This window comes from Flammeovirga sp. SJP92, from assembly GCF_001583495.1.
GTDB lineage: Bacteria > Bacteroidota > Bacteroidia > Cytophagales > Flammeovirgaceae > Flammeovirga.
Map to the genome: position 1 here is coordinate 54,727 of NZ_LQAQ01000043.1, position 15,388 is coordinate 70,114.

12 protein-coding genes are annotated in these 15,388 nt (G+C 35.9%); 7 read left to right on the top strand and 5 right to left on the bottom strand.

The window, feature by feature from the left end; genetic code table 11:
- Positions 1-5 precede the first annotated feature (5 nt).
- The 3 genes from AVL50_RS11210 (at position 6) to AVL50_RS11220 (ending at position 4,451) form a co-directional block, all read left to right on the top strand.
- Positions 6-1,514 (top strand): xylulokinase, encoded by a 1,509-nt coding sequence (locus tag AVL50_RS11210; RefSeq protein ID WP_062616592.1) that lies wholly within the window; start codon positions 6-8, stop codon positions 1,512-1,514.
- Between the two features lie 8 nt (positions 1,515-1,522).
- On the top strand, positions 1,523-2,197 hold the full coding sequence (gene fsa, locus AVL50_RS11215) for a fructose-6-phosphate aldolase (protein ID WP_062616593.1): 675 nt from the start codon (positions 1,523-1,525) through the stop codon (positions 2,195-2,197).
- A gap of 226 nt (positions 2,198-2,423) precedes the next feature.
- The gene (locus AVL50_RS11220; protein ID WP_062616594.1) at positions 2,424-4,451 is read left to right on the top strand and encodes a transketolase; all 2,028 of its coding nucleotides are present in this window, start codon (positions 2,424-2,426) and stop codon (positions 4,449-4,451) included.
- Between the two features lie 155 nt (positions 4,452-4,606).
- On the opposite strand, the gene AVL50_RS11225 is transcribed toward AVL50_RS11220, so the two are convergent.
- The 5 genes from AVL50_RS11225 to AVL50_RS11245 form a co-directional block, all read right to left on the bottom strand.
- Complete coding sequence (locus AVL50_RS11225; protein WP_062616595.1) at positions 4,607-5,746, bottom strand: CaiB/BaiF CoA-transferase family protein; 1,140 nt, start codon at positions 5,744-5,746, stop codon at positions 4,607-4,609.
- Positions 5,743-6,891, bottom strand: a complete 1,149-nt coding sequence (locus tag AVL50_RS11230) for a CaiB/BaiF CoA-transferase family protein (protein ID WP_062616596.1) — start codon at positions 6,889-6,891, stop codon at positions 5,743-5,745. The genes AVL50_RS11225 and AVL50_RS11230 overlap by 4 nt, the downstream gene beginning before the upstream one ends.
- A 586-nt stretch (positions 6,892-7,477) precedes the next feature.
- Complete coding sequence (locus AVL50_RS11235; protein ID WP_062616597.1) at positions 7,478-8,626, bottom strand: extracellular solute-binding protein; 1,149 nt, start codon at positions 8,624-8,626, stop codon at positions 7,478-7,480.
- Between the two features lie 24 nt (positions 8,627-8,650).
- Positions 8,651-10,111, bottom strand: a complete 1,461-nt coding sequence (aldA, locus tag AVL50_RS11240) for an aldehyde dehydrogenase (protein WP_062616598.1) — start codon at positions 10,109-10,111, stop codon at positions 8,651-8,653.
- A 4-nt stretch (positions 10,112-10,115) separates the two neighbouring features.
- The gene (locus tag AVL50_RS11245; RefSeq protein WP_062616599.1) at positions 10,116-10,901 is read right to left on the bottom strand and encodes an enoyl-CoA hydratase/isomerase family protein; all 786 of its coding nucleotides are present in this window, start codon (positions 10,899-10,901) and stop codon (positions 10,116-10,118) included.
- A 239-nt stretch (positions 10,902-11,140) separates the two neighbouring features.
- On the opposite strand from AVL50_RS11245, the gene AVL50_RS11250 reads away from it, so the two are divergent.
- From AVL50_RS11250 to AVL50_RS11265, 4 genes are all read left to right on the top strand, one after another.
- The gene (locus AVL50_RS11250) at positions 11,141-12,328 is read left to right on the top strand and encodes a DUF6786 family protein (RefSeq protein WP_157491279.1); all 1,188 of its coding nucleotides are present in this window, start codon (positions 11,141-11,143) and stop codon (positions 12,326-12,328) included.
- A gap of 433 nt (positions 12,329-12,761) precedes the next feature.
- The gene (locus tag AVL50_RS11255; RefSeq protein ID WP_062616601.1) at positions 12,762-13,718 is read left to right on the top strand and encodes a DUF2157 domain-containing protein; all 957 of its coding nucleotides are present in this window, start codon (positions 12,762-12,764) and stop codon (positions 13,716-13,718) included.
- Positions 13,711-14,775, top strand: coding sequence for a DUF4401 domain-containing protein (locus AVL50_RS11260; protein ID WP_157491280.1), 1,065 nt, complete (start codon positions 13,711-13,713; stop codon positions 14,773-14,775). Before AVL50_RS11255 ends, AVL50_RS11260 begins: the two co-directional genes overlap by 8 nt.
- Positions 14,762-15,265, top strand: coding sequence for a GDYXXLXY domain-containing protein (locus AVL50_RS11265; protein WP_062616603.1), 504 nt, complete (start codon positions 14,762-14,764; stop codon positions 15,263-15,265). Before AVL50_RS11260 ends, AVL50_RS11265 begins: the two co-directional genes overlap by 14 nt.
- The last annotated feature ends 123 nt before the right edge of the window (positions 15,266-15,388 follow it).

Here is a 15,388-nt window from a genome sequence, read left to right on the forward strand (position 1 = left end):
AAAATATGCAGTTTTTAGGTTTAGATATAGGAAGTTCTTCCGTAAAAGTATCAGCAATTAATGAGTTGGGAGAAGTAGTAGCTTCAGCACAGTATCCTGATCAGGAAATGAAGATTGATGCACCTCAGCCAGGTTTTGCAGAGCAAGATCCAGCAATGTGGTGGGAGGCAATTCAGCAAGGTATAGCAAGATTGCATCAGGATTCTAATTTTTCTCCGAACGAAATTGGTGCAATTGGTATTACTTATCAGATGCACGGTTTGGTAATGGTTGACGAAAGTAAAGAAGTAATCCGCCCTTCTATTATTTGGTGTGACAGCCGTGCAGTTGGAATTGGAGAGGAAGCTTTTAAAGCTTTAGGAGAGAAATTCTGCTTGGAAAACTTCATGAATTCGCCGGGTAATTTTACAGCTTCAAAATTGAAGTGGGTGAAGGAAAATGAACCTGAAAACTTTGAGAAGTGTTTCAAATTTATGCTTCCAGGCGACTATATCGCCATGAAACTTTCTGGTGTGATCAATACTACAATCGGAGGTTTATCGGAAGGTATTCTTTGGAACTTTAAAGAAAATAGACTGAATACAGAACTTTTAGAACAATATGGAATTCCTTTCAGCTTAGTTCCAGAAGTGAAAAATACATTTGATCAGCATTCAACCGTTACAGACGATGTAGCAGTTCAATTAGGATTAAATGCAGGTATTCCAATTACATATAAAGCAGGAGATCAACCGAACAATGCTCTTTCATTGAATGTATTGAACCCAGGTGAAATTGCAGCTACTGGAGGTACTTCAGGTGTGGTTTATGGTGTGACGGAAGAAACAAAGTGTGATTTGAAATCACGTGTGAATCCTTTCGGCCATGTGAATCATAGAGAAGATCTAAACCGTTTAGGCGTTTTATTATGTATTAATGGAACTGGTATTGCCAATTCATGGTTGCAGAAAAATATTGCTTCAAACTGTTCTTATGAAGAGTTAAATGAAAAAGCACAGCAGTCGCCAATCGGTAGTAATGGTATTAGTTACTTACCGTTTGGAAATGGAGCGGAGAGAGTATTAGAAAATCAATCTATTGGAGCATCTTATGCAGGATTGGACTTCAACAGACACGATCAAAAAGATATGATCCGTGCTACTCAAGAGGGGATTGTGTTCTCATTCCAGTATGGTATTGAAGTAATGAAAGAGATGGGCTTAGATCCAAAAGTGATCAGAGCAGGACATGCTAACATGTTTTTGAGTCCATTATTCAGACAAACGTTAGCCAATATTGCGGATGCACCAATTGAGTTAGTAAATACTGATGGTGCAAGAGGAGCGGCAACAGCTTCAGCAGTGGGATCAGGTCATTTCAAATCTTTTGAAGAAGCATTTAAATCTTTAAAAGTATTGGAAACAATCTATCCTCAAAAAGAAGAACAAGAACAAACAGAAAAAGCTTACCAACTTTGGAAGAAAGAATTAGTTAAGCATCTGAATATAGATCAAAATATTTTACAATCTAATTAAACAAAGCAATGAAATTTTTTATTGATACAGCGAACTTAAACGATATTGAGCAAGCGTATGACATGGGTATTTTGGATGGTGTAACTACCAACCCTTCTTTAATGGCAAAAGAGAATATTGTTGGCGAGGAGAATATTATTGCTCATTATAAAAAAATCTGTGATATCGTTGAGGATAAAGTTTCAGCTGAAGTGTTGTCAACGGATTTAGAAGGGATGATTAAAGAAGGTGAAATGTTGGCTAGTATTTCTCCAAAAATTGTAGTGAAGATCCCAATGATCAAAGACGGTTTAAAGGCAATTAAACATTTTGCTAAAAAAGGAATCAGAACAAACTGTACTTTAATTTTCTCTGCAGGTCAAGCATTATTAGCTGCAAAAGCAGGTGCATCTTACGTTTCTCCGTTTATTGGTAGATTGGATGACATCTCTCAAGATGGTATGTTGTTGATCGAAGAAATCAAAACTATTTTTGATCAATATCCAGAGCATTTAAATACTGAAATCTTAGCGGCTTCAGTGCGTCATTCAATGCACTTATTGAGCTGTGCGAAAGTAGGAGCAGATGTTGCCACTTGCCCGCTTAAAGTTTTTGAAGCGTTATTAAACCACCCTCTTACAGACAAAGGTTTAGCACAGTTTATCAAAGATGCTGAATCTATGACAGCGGCTGTAGAGGCATAGAAAGTATTAGAGAAGAGGTAGAAGTGAAGAGGTTTAGTGTTGTATACTCTTTCTTGTGCCCAATCTATAGATTAACTATTACAAACTTGATGTGAGGAGTATAAAAATATTTTATACTTCTCACTACTCTCCTCAGGACTGGATCTCAAAAAAGTATATGCTAATTAGTCTACTGAATTTTTGAACAGGCCTTATTATTACTATTTACTCTTTATTAGATAAGAAAATGATTTCAATAGAAAATAAGTGTGCGGATAATATAAGAATTCTATCAGCAGCAATGGTAGAACAAGCAAAATCAGGCCATCCAGGTGGTGCTATGGGTGGTGCTGATTTTATCAATATTCTTTATAGCGAATATTTAAAATTTGATCCACAAGATCCGCATTGGCATGCAAGAGACCGTTTCTTTTTGGATCCAGGACATATGTCAGCGATGCTTTATGGACAGTTGGCATTATTGGGGAAATACTCTATTGAAGAATTAAAGCAATTCAGACAGTGGGGAAGTCCTACATCAGGTCACCCGGAAGTGGACGTGGATCGAATGATTGAGAATACATCAGGACCTTTAGGACAAGGCCATGTTTTTGCCGTAGGTTCAGCAATTTCAGAAAGATTCTTGGCTTCACGATTTGGTAAAGTAGTAGAGCATAAAACATATGCTTACATCTCTGATGGAGGTATTCAAGAAGAAATTTCACAAGGTGCAGGTAGAATTGCAGGTCACTTAGGTTTAAGTAACTTGATTTTATTCTATGATGCCAATGATATTCAATTATCAACAACTGTAGAGGAAGTAACAACAGAAGATACAGCAAAGAAGTATGAAGCTTGGCATTGGAATGTTATCACAATCAATGGTAATGATTCTACTGAAATTAGAAAAGCATTAGATGCCGCTCATGCCGAAAGAGAACGCCCAACTTTGATTATTGGTAAGACGATAATGGGAAAAGGTGCTGTTCAAGAAGGAGGAGAAAATTTTGAGGGGAAATGTTCTACACACGGTCAGCCTCTTTCAAAATCAGGTGCAAGCTTTGAGCAAACTATTAAAAATTTAGGGGGAGATCCTGATAACGCTTTTGAAATTTTTGATGAAGTAGCTTCTTATTACCAAAAGGTAATTGACATTAAAGAAGATCAAGCACGTCAAGCAAAAGCACAGGAAGAAAGCTGGAAAGAGGAATACCCTCAACTAGCGGAGAAGTTGGAGAAATTCTATGCAAGAGATACTTCAAGTGTAGATTGGGCAAACATCACACAAGTGGAAGGTGCAGCAACAAGAGCAGCATCAGGTAAAGTAATGTCTCATCTAGCGACTCGTTTAGATAACATGATTGTGGCTTCTGCAGATTTAGCGGATAGTGATAAAACGGAAGCTTTCTTGAAGAAAACAACTCCATTCCAGAAAGGTGATTTCTCTGGAGCGTTCCTTCAAGCAGGTGTTTCTGAGTTGACAATGGCGGCAATCATGGTAGGTATGGGCTTACATGGAGGTGTGATTCCAGTTTGTGCTACATTCTTCGTATTCTCGGATTACATGAAGCCGGTATTAAGAATTGCTTCTCTGATGAAAACACCAGTGATCTTTATGTGGACTCACGATTCATTCAGAGTGGGTGAGGATGGACCAACGCACCAACCTATTGAGCAAGAAGCACAACTTCGATTATTAGAAAAATTAAAAAATCACTCTGGGAAAAGAAGCTTTATTGCATTGCGTCCAGCAGATTGTTTTGAAACGACAGAAGCTTGGAAATTTGCAGTAGAATCAGTGGACCGCCCTGTAGGTCTTATTTTCTCAAGACAAAATATTAATGAAGTGGCTCCAAGCACTCAACGTTTGGAAGACCAATCAAAATTGAATAAAGGTGGATATGTTGCGGTTCAAAATGCTGCGAATGTAGATATTCAATTAATTGCAAATGGATCGGAAGTAGGGACGTTAGCAGAAGTTGCAAAAATATTGAAATCAAAATATGATCTTTCATCTAAAGTAGTTTCTGTGCCATCTGAAGGATTATTCAGAGATCAGCCTAAAGATTACCAGAATGAAGTCATTTCAGAAGGTGTGAAATCTGTAGGTTTAACGGCAGGGTTACCAATTACTTTAGAGCAATTGGTCGATGGAGAAGTATATGGATTAGATCATTTTGGATACTCAGCACCTGCTTCAGTCTTGGATGAAAAATTTGGTTTTAAACCAGAAGGACTGGCAGAAAAAATTGCTCAACAACTAGAAATGGTATAGCTAAAATAGATTCTGCGATAAGAACATTGGAAAGGAATTTACATTCACGAAACCTAAGCCAGTAAATACCTTTCCGGTTTTACTCTGTAAAAATGGACCCTCTATGAGGATCCATTTTTTTTGTTCTAAAATCCAATATATATTTCAAATGACTCCTATAAAAACTCAGTAGTAATACTATCATTGTTTTCACCAAGAAAAGGAGACCCTTTCGTATTTTTAATCACTTTACCATCAATTTTAATCGGACAGCGCGTAGTTTGATATTGATAATTGTCAGACATTTCAACAGTTTGCAGCATGTCCAGTACCTTAAATCCATCATGCTCAAAAAGTCTTTCCCAATTCATCACATCGGCACACCAAATATCTGCGGGTTCTAAAATTGAAAGCCAGTGTTCTGTCGTATTTGTTTTCAGATGATTGGCTAATTTTTGTTTGATTTCATCTCTTTGATCATACCAAGAGTTGAATTCTTGGTACTCCAATAAGTCCGGACAATCTAACAGTTCACCCAATTTGGGAATAGCTCCCATGGCTAGTGAAAGAAAACCGTTGGATGTTTCATAAATTCCATATGGAGCACCCAAGTAGGCATGGGCATTATTACTTTCCGTTCGTTGTGTAGGTTGTCCTCCGTCATGATAGAAAGTAGTGACGGTTTCAAATTGAAGATCAAGCATTGATTCAAGCATATTGACGCTCACTTTGCAACCTTTTCCTGTTTTTCCTTTTTGAACTAAACCTGCTAAAATTCCTTGTGCTAGATGTCCACCCGATAACATATCAGCCATAGCCAAACCTAATGGAACAGGTCCTTTGTTGGCGTTACCACTTAATGTTGTAACACCCGAAATTGCTTGAATTAGCAAATCTTGTCCCGGCTTCTTTTTCCAAGGACCTTCAGTACCATAGCCAGAGATTTCACCGTAGACGATATTGGGATTTAAAACTTTGACGGTGTCATAATCTAAACCTAGTCTTTGTATCACTCCTGGTCGAAAGTTGTGCACCAATACATCTGCTTTTGAAATCAATTGCAGTACTTTTTTCTTATCAAGGTTATTTTTTAAATCAGCACAGAAGCTCTCTTTATTTCTATTGATTGCCCTGAAGATAGAAGACTCCCCGTTCATGTTTACATTTGAAATATACATTGAACGACAAGAATCTCCCGTTTCCGGCTTCTCCACCTTAATTACTCTAGCACCAAGATCTGCGAGTTTTAAAGTACAGCATGGACCGGAAAGGTATTGGCTGAGATCAATAATGAGTACGTCTTGTAGTGGTTTCATTTCATTAAATTAAATTCTTTTGAAATCTGTTCAGTATGTTCACCCACACGAGGAGCTGCAGTTTTTGAGAACAGCTTTTGATCGTTGATTTGAATGGGAGATCGGGTCGTATGTACTTTTTCACCATTGGTCAGCGTAACCACTTGATCAAAAGACAAGACTTTATAACCTTCATGTTCGAGAAGGTTTTTGTAATCCAATACCTCAGCACACCAAATATCTTCAGCTTCCATTTTCTTGATCCAATGTTCAGATGAATGAGAGGCAAAAAAGTGCTTTAATATAAACATAATTTCATCTCTATTTTCAAACCATAAATCAGGATCTTGGTATTGCAGAAGTTGTTCGCATTCCAATACCTCACCTAGTTTAATCAATGATCCCATGGCTAACACAATATGTCCATCGGAAGTAGGGTATACTCCGTAAGGGGCACTTAAATAGGCGTGGGCATTTCCTTCTTTTGTTCTTTCAGGCAGGGCTTTTGGTTCATTCAAATAGGTAGTGATCACCTCAAATTGAAAATCAAGCATTGATTCTAAAAGGCTCACTTCGATTAATGCTCCTTTCCCAGTTTTATTTCTTCTGACTAATCCCGCCAAAATTCCTTGAGTAAGGTGTGTGCCACAATAAATATCAGCTACAGCCAATCCCATTGCAGTTGGCGTGTCATTTCTATCACCTGTAAGGTGAGTGAGGCCTGAAACACTCTGTGCCAGAAGGTCTTGTCCTGGTTTTTTTACCCAAGGCCCTTCAGTTCCATATCCCGTGACCGAAGCGTAAATCAGTGCAGGGTTGATCGCTTTGACAGTAGTATAATCCAATCCAATTTTTTCCATTACGCCAGGTCGGAAGTTATGCGTCATTACATCGGCTTGAGCGATCAACTTTTTGACGTTTTCAAGATCTTCAGGATCTTTCAAGTTGGCGGCATAGGATTCTTTATTTCGATTGACAGTATGAAATACCAAACTGCTATTGTCAACAAATAGGTTTTTGATTGCGATTTGCCTTCCACCTTCACCATGGATTGGGCGTTCTATTTTAATCACTCTAGCACCTAAATCTGCTAGTTTTAAGCCAGCGGAGGGGCCTGCCATAAATTGACAGAATTCAAGTACTAGAATTCCTTCTAATGGAAGCATTTTATATAAATTAAGATTGTAAAATGCACTGTAAACTAAGTTATCATCAACTTTCAAATGATGATCCTACTATCATTTAAGGTCCTACTTTCAATCATCTTTCTTCTTCATTTTTGTCTTGAAACAAAAACGAAGCAAAAAATTCAAGGCTTAGAAGTCAAAAGCTAAATTTCATTCCTTTCACCTAAATGATTTTAAACTCGCTAAAGCTCAAACAAGAAAATCATTCTTAACGGCTCAATACATGAAATTCTTAACACTTTTCCCTTCAAGGCCGATAAAAGTACTACCATACAAATTTTGTAGTAAGACCACTAGTACGAATGTTAAAGGGAAGTGTTATTTGTGGTCTATTGATCATCAGAAATCTCCTGATTTCTAAACACTATAAATATTTGAAACGTAGTTTACAGTGAATTAAGTACTAAGCCAAAAATAAATGATAATTAATTCTTAGTTATTTTTTGTGAGTACAACGCTCAAAAACGTATAAATAGTGGTTCTATTTAAAGTTTTTGCAAGGCAGTAATCGGAAAAAATAATATGAATTAGTATTATATAATTTTGTCTTAGTACTTAAGATTATTTATTCGTTGGTAACACAAAGTGACTCTTCGTAAATACTATTCAAGAGATCAAGTAATTTTCTTTCATCACCTCCATGCATCATATATTCTCTGATTGGTGCACCTGCACGATCTTGGAAATACATATGTCCGTGATACCTTGGTCTTAAAAAGGCTCTGTCTAATGCAGGTAGAGTGTCTTTGAAAAACTGATCTGATACTGCGTTGGTATGTTCATCCAACCAAGCAGCTCTATGTCCAGGTTGACCGCCATTATCGAAGAAAATGCCTTTTTGATTGTCTGGGTGAGCGGCATATTCAGCAAACTTACTTGCCCATTCTACTTCTTTACATTTAGACGAAATTGCTAATCCGGTACCGCCTAAAGTTGAAATCAATTTTTGCTCATTGATGGCCACCATATCATGAAACTTCAATAGTTTTCTAGCATATCCTTTTCTAGAATAATTCGTGTATCCATAAGCAAAAGGAGAATAGATGTACTCATCAGTTTGTGTCATTTTTTCATACACTGTAATGGGGTTCCAATCATAGCTTTCAGGTCGAATATTTTCACCCAGATCTCTTAACATTCTCAATGCTTTCAAGCCGACTTCATCAGATATTACTTTATCTTTTGAAACACAGACATCTTCACCTAAAGTTGAACAGACCATGTAAAAGCTCATCAATGTATCTTGTGGAATACCTGGTATGGCTACTTTACCCGTTTTCGATAATTCGACTAAATCATCCCATGTTTCAGGTAATTTCAAACCTTCTTTCTCAAAAAGATCAGGACGGCTAGCAGCAACAGGAGTAGCAGCATCAATAGCTAACGCCCATTGCTGTTGGTCATAACTGTAACTTTCATGAGATCGGCCAACACTGTTTTCAGCTTGGTCATCCAAAAAAGCTTTACTGAGTAATGTATTTAGGGGTTGAATTACTTGAGTTCTTGCTGCAAAACCAGCCCATGGGTGATCAATAATTAAGAAATCAAATCTTTCTGCCAACTGATCGATAGGTTCATCAGCAAAAGCTTGCAATGATCTTTTCTCCCATTTTATATCTACTTCAGGATGAAGTTCTGAAAAACGCTGTGCACAGGCTACAATGGATGTAAAACCTCTTGAGTGGTTCCAAGTAATGCCTTTTAATTGTTTCATATTTATTTTGTTTTATAAAATAGTTTATTCATAATTCATATAGATGGCTCTCTTCTGCAGGTACTGTTCAATACCATAAATGCCATCTTCGCCACCAATACCACTTGTTTTATGCCCTGAGTGAAAGCCTTGTATATAACCTACAATTCCCTTGTTGATGAAAATAGTGCCTACTTGAAGTTCATTGATTGACTTCATAATTGTTTTATGATTTTGAGTGAAAAGGTAAGCGGATAAACCTTCCTCTCTTTCATTTAATGTCGCCTTCGCTTCCTCATAACCTGAGACTTTCATGATGGGCAGTACCGGGCCAAACAATTCATTTTGAAGTGTAGCATGGTCTTTCTTGACATTGGTTAAAATGGTAGGTTCGTACCAGTTCCCGTTTTCAAAATAATCACCCTCTGGCTTTTTACCACCAAGCACTAATTCAGCACCTTGCTCCACGTTTTCCATCACTAATTCATGTACTCGGCTTAACCCTTTGGTACTGACATTGGGTCCCATATTCACATTGGTCATTGGATCACCTACAGTAATTTGCTTCGTTCTTTCAATGACCTTTTCAGTAAATTCATCCGCAATTTTTTCATGAACAAAAAGCATTTCATTACAAATACAAACCTGTCCACAGTTAGCGTATCTTGATATTACAGCCGCTTCAACGGCTTTTTCGATTTCGGCATCATCCATCACAATAAACGGTGCTTTTCCACCTAATTCAAGCACTAATCCTGCTACATTTTGAGCGGCAGATTGGTAGATAGCTTGACCAGCTCTAGTACTTCCAGTCATAGAAACCAGTTTTGTAATAGGGCTTTCCACCAATTGTTTTCCAACAGTATGTCCCCAGCCCATTACTAAATTAATGACTCCTTTAGGTAGTCCCACTTGATGAACTAATCGGCAAAATTCTGAGGCAGTAATCGGTGTAAGTTCTGAAGGCTTGATCACCATTGTATTTCCTGTGACCAATGCAGGACCAATTTTACGTCCAATCAAGGCGAGTGGATAATTGAAGGCCATCAATCCAACGGTAACACCATAAGGTACTTTATGAATGCTTAATTGTTCATTGGGCATATCGGATGGAAATATACTTCCTTCTATACGGCGTCCAGCTTCCGCGGAGTAGTTGATGTATCGAATGGTATCATCTACTTCACCATAAGCTTCGGCAAGAGTTTTTCCTTGTTCCATTACCAAAAGCTTTGCAAAGTGATCTCTTTCTTTGTGCAGTTGTTCAGTAATAGCATAGAGATAGTTGGCTCTTTCAGTGGCGGGTAGCATTTGCCATTTGAATTGTGCTTTTTCGGCAGTTTCGAGGGCAGTATCAACATCAGCTGGCGTACTGCAGTACATTCTAGCAAAAACTTGATTATTGGCTGGGTTTTCTACATCAATATAATCTCCCTGTTCAGTGTTCACCCATTCGCCATTAATATAGCATGGATAAACTTTAATGTTTTGTGTTGTTGTATTCATTCTATTAATTAAATTTTGGCTCTCTTTTTTCTACAAAAGCAAGGTTGCCCTCTTTGGCGTCTTCTGTCTCATAAAGTGTATCCACCAATTGACTCTCTAATTTTAATCCCAAATCCAGTGAGAGTTCCAATCCTTTGTAAACACATTTTTTTGTAGCGGTAATGGCTTGAGAAGGACCTTGAGCAATTTTCTCAGCAAAAGCTTTTACTTCCTCTCTAAATGTATTTTTGGGGTACAAATAGTTAACTAAACCAATTTCTTTTGCCTCTTGAGGTTGAATAGGATCTCCTGTTACAAGCATTTCTAAAGCTTTCCCTCTACCAATTCGTCGAATCAGTCGTTGTGATCCACCATTTCCAGGAATTAAGCCTAACTTAATTTCAGGCAGGCCCAATAAATAATTTCCTTCTTGTGCGATGATAAAATCACAGGCCATGGCTAATTCTAATCCTCCACCAAGAGCATGTCCATTGATACTTGCAATCACCACTTTTTTACTTGTAGATAATAGCTTCGCTGAAAGCTGAGCATGTTCCACCATGAGTTTATTTTGCTCCGTGGTATTCGCTTGAAATATTTTAACATCAGCACCAGCACAAAAGAACTTTTCCAGTTCACTTTCTACTACAATTACTTTAATTTCATCATTTACTTCTGCCGTTTTGATACAGAAAATGAGTTGCTGCATAAACACTAGGTCATAACAATTGGCCTTTGGTCTGTTGATTTTAATGTACCCTACACGGTTCACCACATGAAGAGTAATAAATTGATCTGTTGTTGCTTTCATTTAGATTTTCCATTTGCATTTCACATTTTCGAATATCTCGGGTTGCATATTATTCCCCAAGCAAATGGGTGTTGAAAAACCAATTGTCTATAGCAAGTCTATGACAGAATAGGCTGTTTTAGGTAGTGGGAGGCCCATTTTTCAATTTATTTTTAAAGGATTGTCCATGAATATAGTTTTTATAATTTGAATAAAAATGAGTATTATGAAGTAGTTATAAAACTGTAATATTTTTAAAGATGATCAACAGCAGCAGACTTCTCTTCATGGTATTTATTGCCTTCTTTTTTTTCAATTGTGAACTAGAAAAAAACTATACAAAAGGCTCTTTTGGAGAGGATATAGCCTTTCTCAGGATGTATATAGATGATTTGGTGATTTTAGAAGATGGTCAAAGTCTGGTAGCAGTATCACCAAAATATCAAGGTCGTGTTTTCACTACTTCCACAAATGGATATAAGGGTAAAAGTCTTGGTTATTTCAATAAAGATTTAATTGCTTCAAAACGTCCACAACTTTCAAAAATTGGAGGTGAATCTAGAATGTGGTTTGGCCCCGAAGTAGGAGAGTTTTCTATCTTTTTTCCACCAAATACAGTACAATCTGGAGAGAATATGAGAATCAGTCAGGCATTGGACACTACTCTTTTTAAAGTTACCAGAATCACAGCCAAAGAAAGTATTTCATCGAGCATTATGGAGATAGAGAATGCGTTTGGGACCACTTTTAAGATTGATGCATCGAGGCATATAACGTTGAACACTAAAGATCAGACAGAGAAAGCGTTATCCATTTCTATCCCTAATACAGTCAATTTTGTTGGTTTTTCAGCATCTACGGAAATAACAAGTTTAGACCGACAACAGTGGCAAAAGGAATCTGGTTTACTGCCTATTTGGGATTTAGGTTGTATGTTGCCCTCAGAGAATCAGTGGGTTATTATTCCAACAAATAATACTGACTTGAAAAGTGTAACAAATTATTTCACACCCCAAGAAGGAAGAGTTGTTATCAAAAATGGAATTGTATTTTATAAAGTTGACGCCAATTACTTAAACAAGATGGGCATCCCAAAGGAATACATTAAGCCAGTAATGGGAAGCTACTCCCCAGAATTGAACTTATTGAATATTGTGACCTATACCTTTGAAAATGATAGTCTTTATGTTAATTCAGATTGGGAGTCTAAAAACAATTATAATGGTGATGTAATGAATATTTTTAATGGAGAAATCAACTTGGAGCTTGATCGTAACTGGCCATTTTTTGAATTTGAATCCTTTTCAGCCGCTAAAGAACTTCGATATGGGGAAAAACTAAAACACAGACAATCCATTTATCATTTTGAGGGAAAAATGGAGGATTTGAATCATATTAGTACCAAAGTTCTAGGAATTGATTTGTCAGTACTTCCCCAAGGTCATTAAGAACATGTTTCAAACATGCTCTAAATATGGAAAAGTGCAGGTAACATACGAGTAATTCTTATAACCAAAAGGTAATACCCCGTAAATAAATGATTCACAATGCTTCTCTACTTTTGCACTGTTCATTACTTAAGGCGTCCATAAGAAATTGGACAATTAAGAGAAGGCTATATAATTAAATATCTACATAGATAAATTGAATTGGTTGACAAATATATTCAATTACCAAATTACCTTTTTAGCAGAATTTCCAGTTCTGACTTTTTAGTATAACGTATAAATTTTTAGATGTGCACTCAACTCCTCAGTTTTATTGAGGAGTTTTGTTTTTTATAAAGATTAATGTTTATACATTAGATTGTAATTCAAAATTATTTCTTTTGATAATAACCAATCCAAAGAATCAAAGACTTTACTAATCGACCTTTTTTGTATGACTAAATTAACTCGAAACGATATTCAGCTAATCAATAAGTATGCTGATTTTGAGGAAAATGAGATTGATACAACCCTTAAAGAAAATGTACTTATCAATAAAGAAGAGTGGAATAATACGCTAAGAATAATAATGCTGACACTCGGGCTTGGTTTTTTCGCCATTGGGCTTATGTTTTTTTATGCCTATAACTGGGATGACCTATCTAAAACGGGGAAATTGTTATCTGCAGAATTAGTTGTTATATGTTCTGTAGCATTATTTATTTTTTATAGAAATAATACAATTTACTCAAAAATTATAGCCACAGCAATCTCTTTTTTGATAGGTGTTATGTTTGCTGTTTTTGGACAAGTATATCAAACAGGGGCAAATGCTTACGACTTCTTTTTAGGATGGTCATTTTCAATAGCACTAATTGTATTCTTGACTGACTTTGCAGTATTGTGGTTCCTTTATTTATTATTAGTGTCCACCACTTGGCATTTTTATATTTTACAAGCAGTAGGAAGAAATGCTGAAGCATTAGAGCTGTTGGTCATTTTTCTTCTATATGTTGTGGTATTTGTTTTTACGCATTATCTACAAAATATTGGAAAACAGATTCCCGTTTGGTGGAAGCATAGTATTGTTATGATAGCGGTTTCTGTAGGTACCATTTTGGGAATAGAATATATTATTGAATTTAAAATAGGTCATTTACCGTCAGGGATGATTATAACTCCTATTTCGGTGGTTTATGCACTTGGTCTTTATTACTCATTACAAGAAAAATATATAGTGCCCTTTGCCTTAATTCTTTTTAGCTGTATCATATTATTGACAACTGTGATGGTAAATGAAGCAGATGATTTTATTACGGCAACACTCTTGGTCAGCCTTTTTGTTCTCATGAGTATGACAGGTCTAATTTATAAAGTTGTTTCACTACAAAAGAAATGGAATAATGAATAGAAGTGACAGAATTCGATTGTTTCTTTCTCAATATAGTGAGGAAGAAAACAATGCGTTGAAGATTGATAAGGATGGTTTAGAAGCAGAACTTTCAAAACCAAATATCCCTATGGGGTTGTTGATGAAGGGATTGATTTATTTCGGAGGTTTTATCTCTTCCATGTTTTTCATTTTATTTATTTTTCTTTTTGGTTTAGGAAATCATGAGTGGGTTTTAGGTGGATTAGGAATTTCATTTTTCATACTTGGTATTCTTATCCAAAGACATACAACTGAAATATTTTTCGATTCATTCAGTACATTTACTTTCATCATAGGTCAAATATTACTTGTCACAGGACTTGGTTTAGCAGATATTTCTGAACATATTATCATCTTGTTGTTGATTGTTATCAATTCAATAGCAATACTCTTACTCAAGAGATATATGTTACTGTTTCTTTGTGCTTTGACCGTTATTTCAACTTTTAATTTTTGGCTTCATTTATTAAAAGTACAATTGGTTCATCATCTTTTAATAGTAACGCTAGGAGCGTTCATCACTTTCTTTTTCATAAATGAAGGAAAGGTGTATTCTATGTTGAAGAAAAGAACAGAAATTATCAATCCCATATTAGATGCTTTTATAGCTTCTTTTTTAATTGGACTGGCCAACTTCATATACGATGAAAAAGGTTTTATTATACCTTATGAATGGATCACTACAGTAACAATAAGTGGTTTGATGCTTTTTTTCCTTATTTATTCCAACAAAAAATTAGACCTAGGTTACAAACCTCTTACGTTTTTCATTTTCGTAATACTTTTAGCTGTTCCTACTCTTTATGCACCTTATGTGATGGGATGTCTTTTTTTATTGATACTAGGAGTAATTAATAATTACAAGACATTAAAAGGATTGGGTGCCGTCACTTTAGTGCTTTCCTTGGCAAATTACTATTATGATTTGGAACTGACGCTTTTAGAAAAATCATTAGAAATGATGGCGTCTGGTATTGTGTTTTTAGGTCTCTATTGGTTTTTCTTCCACAAAAAGAATTCAAATGAAAAAGTATAAAAAAATAATTATCACTCTCAATTGTGCATTGGTTTTAATAGGGTTTAATTATTCTATTTATAAAAACGAAAAGTTGTTGGATGGGACCGAAGTTGTTCTTTTTGAATTGGCCCCTCGAGATCCAAGATCACTGATGCAGGGTGATTATATGGTATTGAATTATAGTAATTCAGATATAAGGGAAGAAGATAATGTATCAAGTAGAGGATATATGGTTTTTGAATTAGATGATAATAGAATAGGGCATAAATTAAGAATTCAAGAAGATAAAGAACCATTGAATCAAAATGAATATCTTCTGAAATACACTAAGAGAAATAATTGGTCTATCAACTTTGGTGCAGAGTCCTATTTCTTTCAAGAAGGACATGCTGATCATTATGCAAATGCAAAGTTTGGTGCTTTAAAAATTGATGAAGATGGCAACTCTCTATTGATAGGTTTGTATAATGAAAAGTTAGAAAAGATTAATGTAGAAGAGCAGAAATAGCTTTTCGTTGAATAATAACATTCGTTGGTTGATAATATTTCAGTGTTCAAAATATTTTTATAAAATTTGAATATCTAACAAGAACAAAAAATGAAGGGTAAGCTTCTTTTACAATAAAGAATT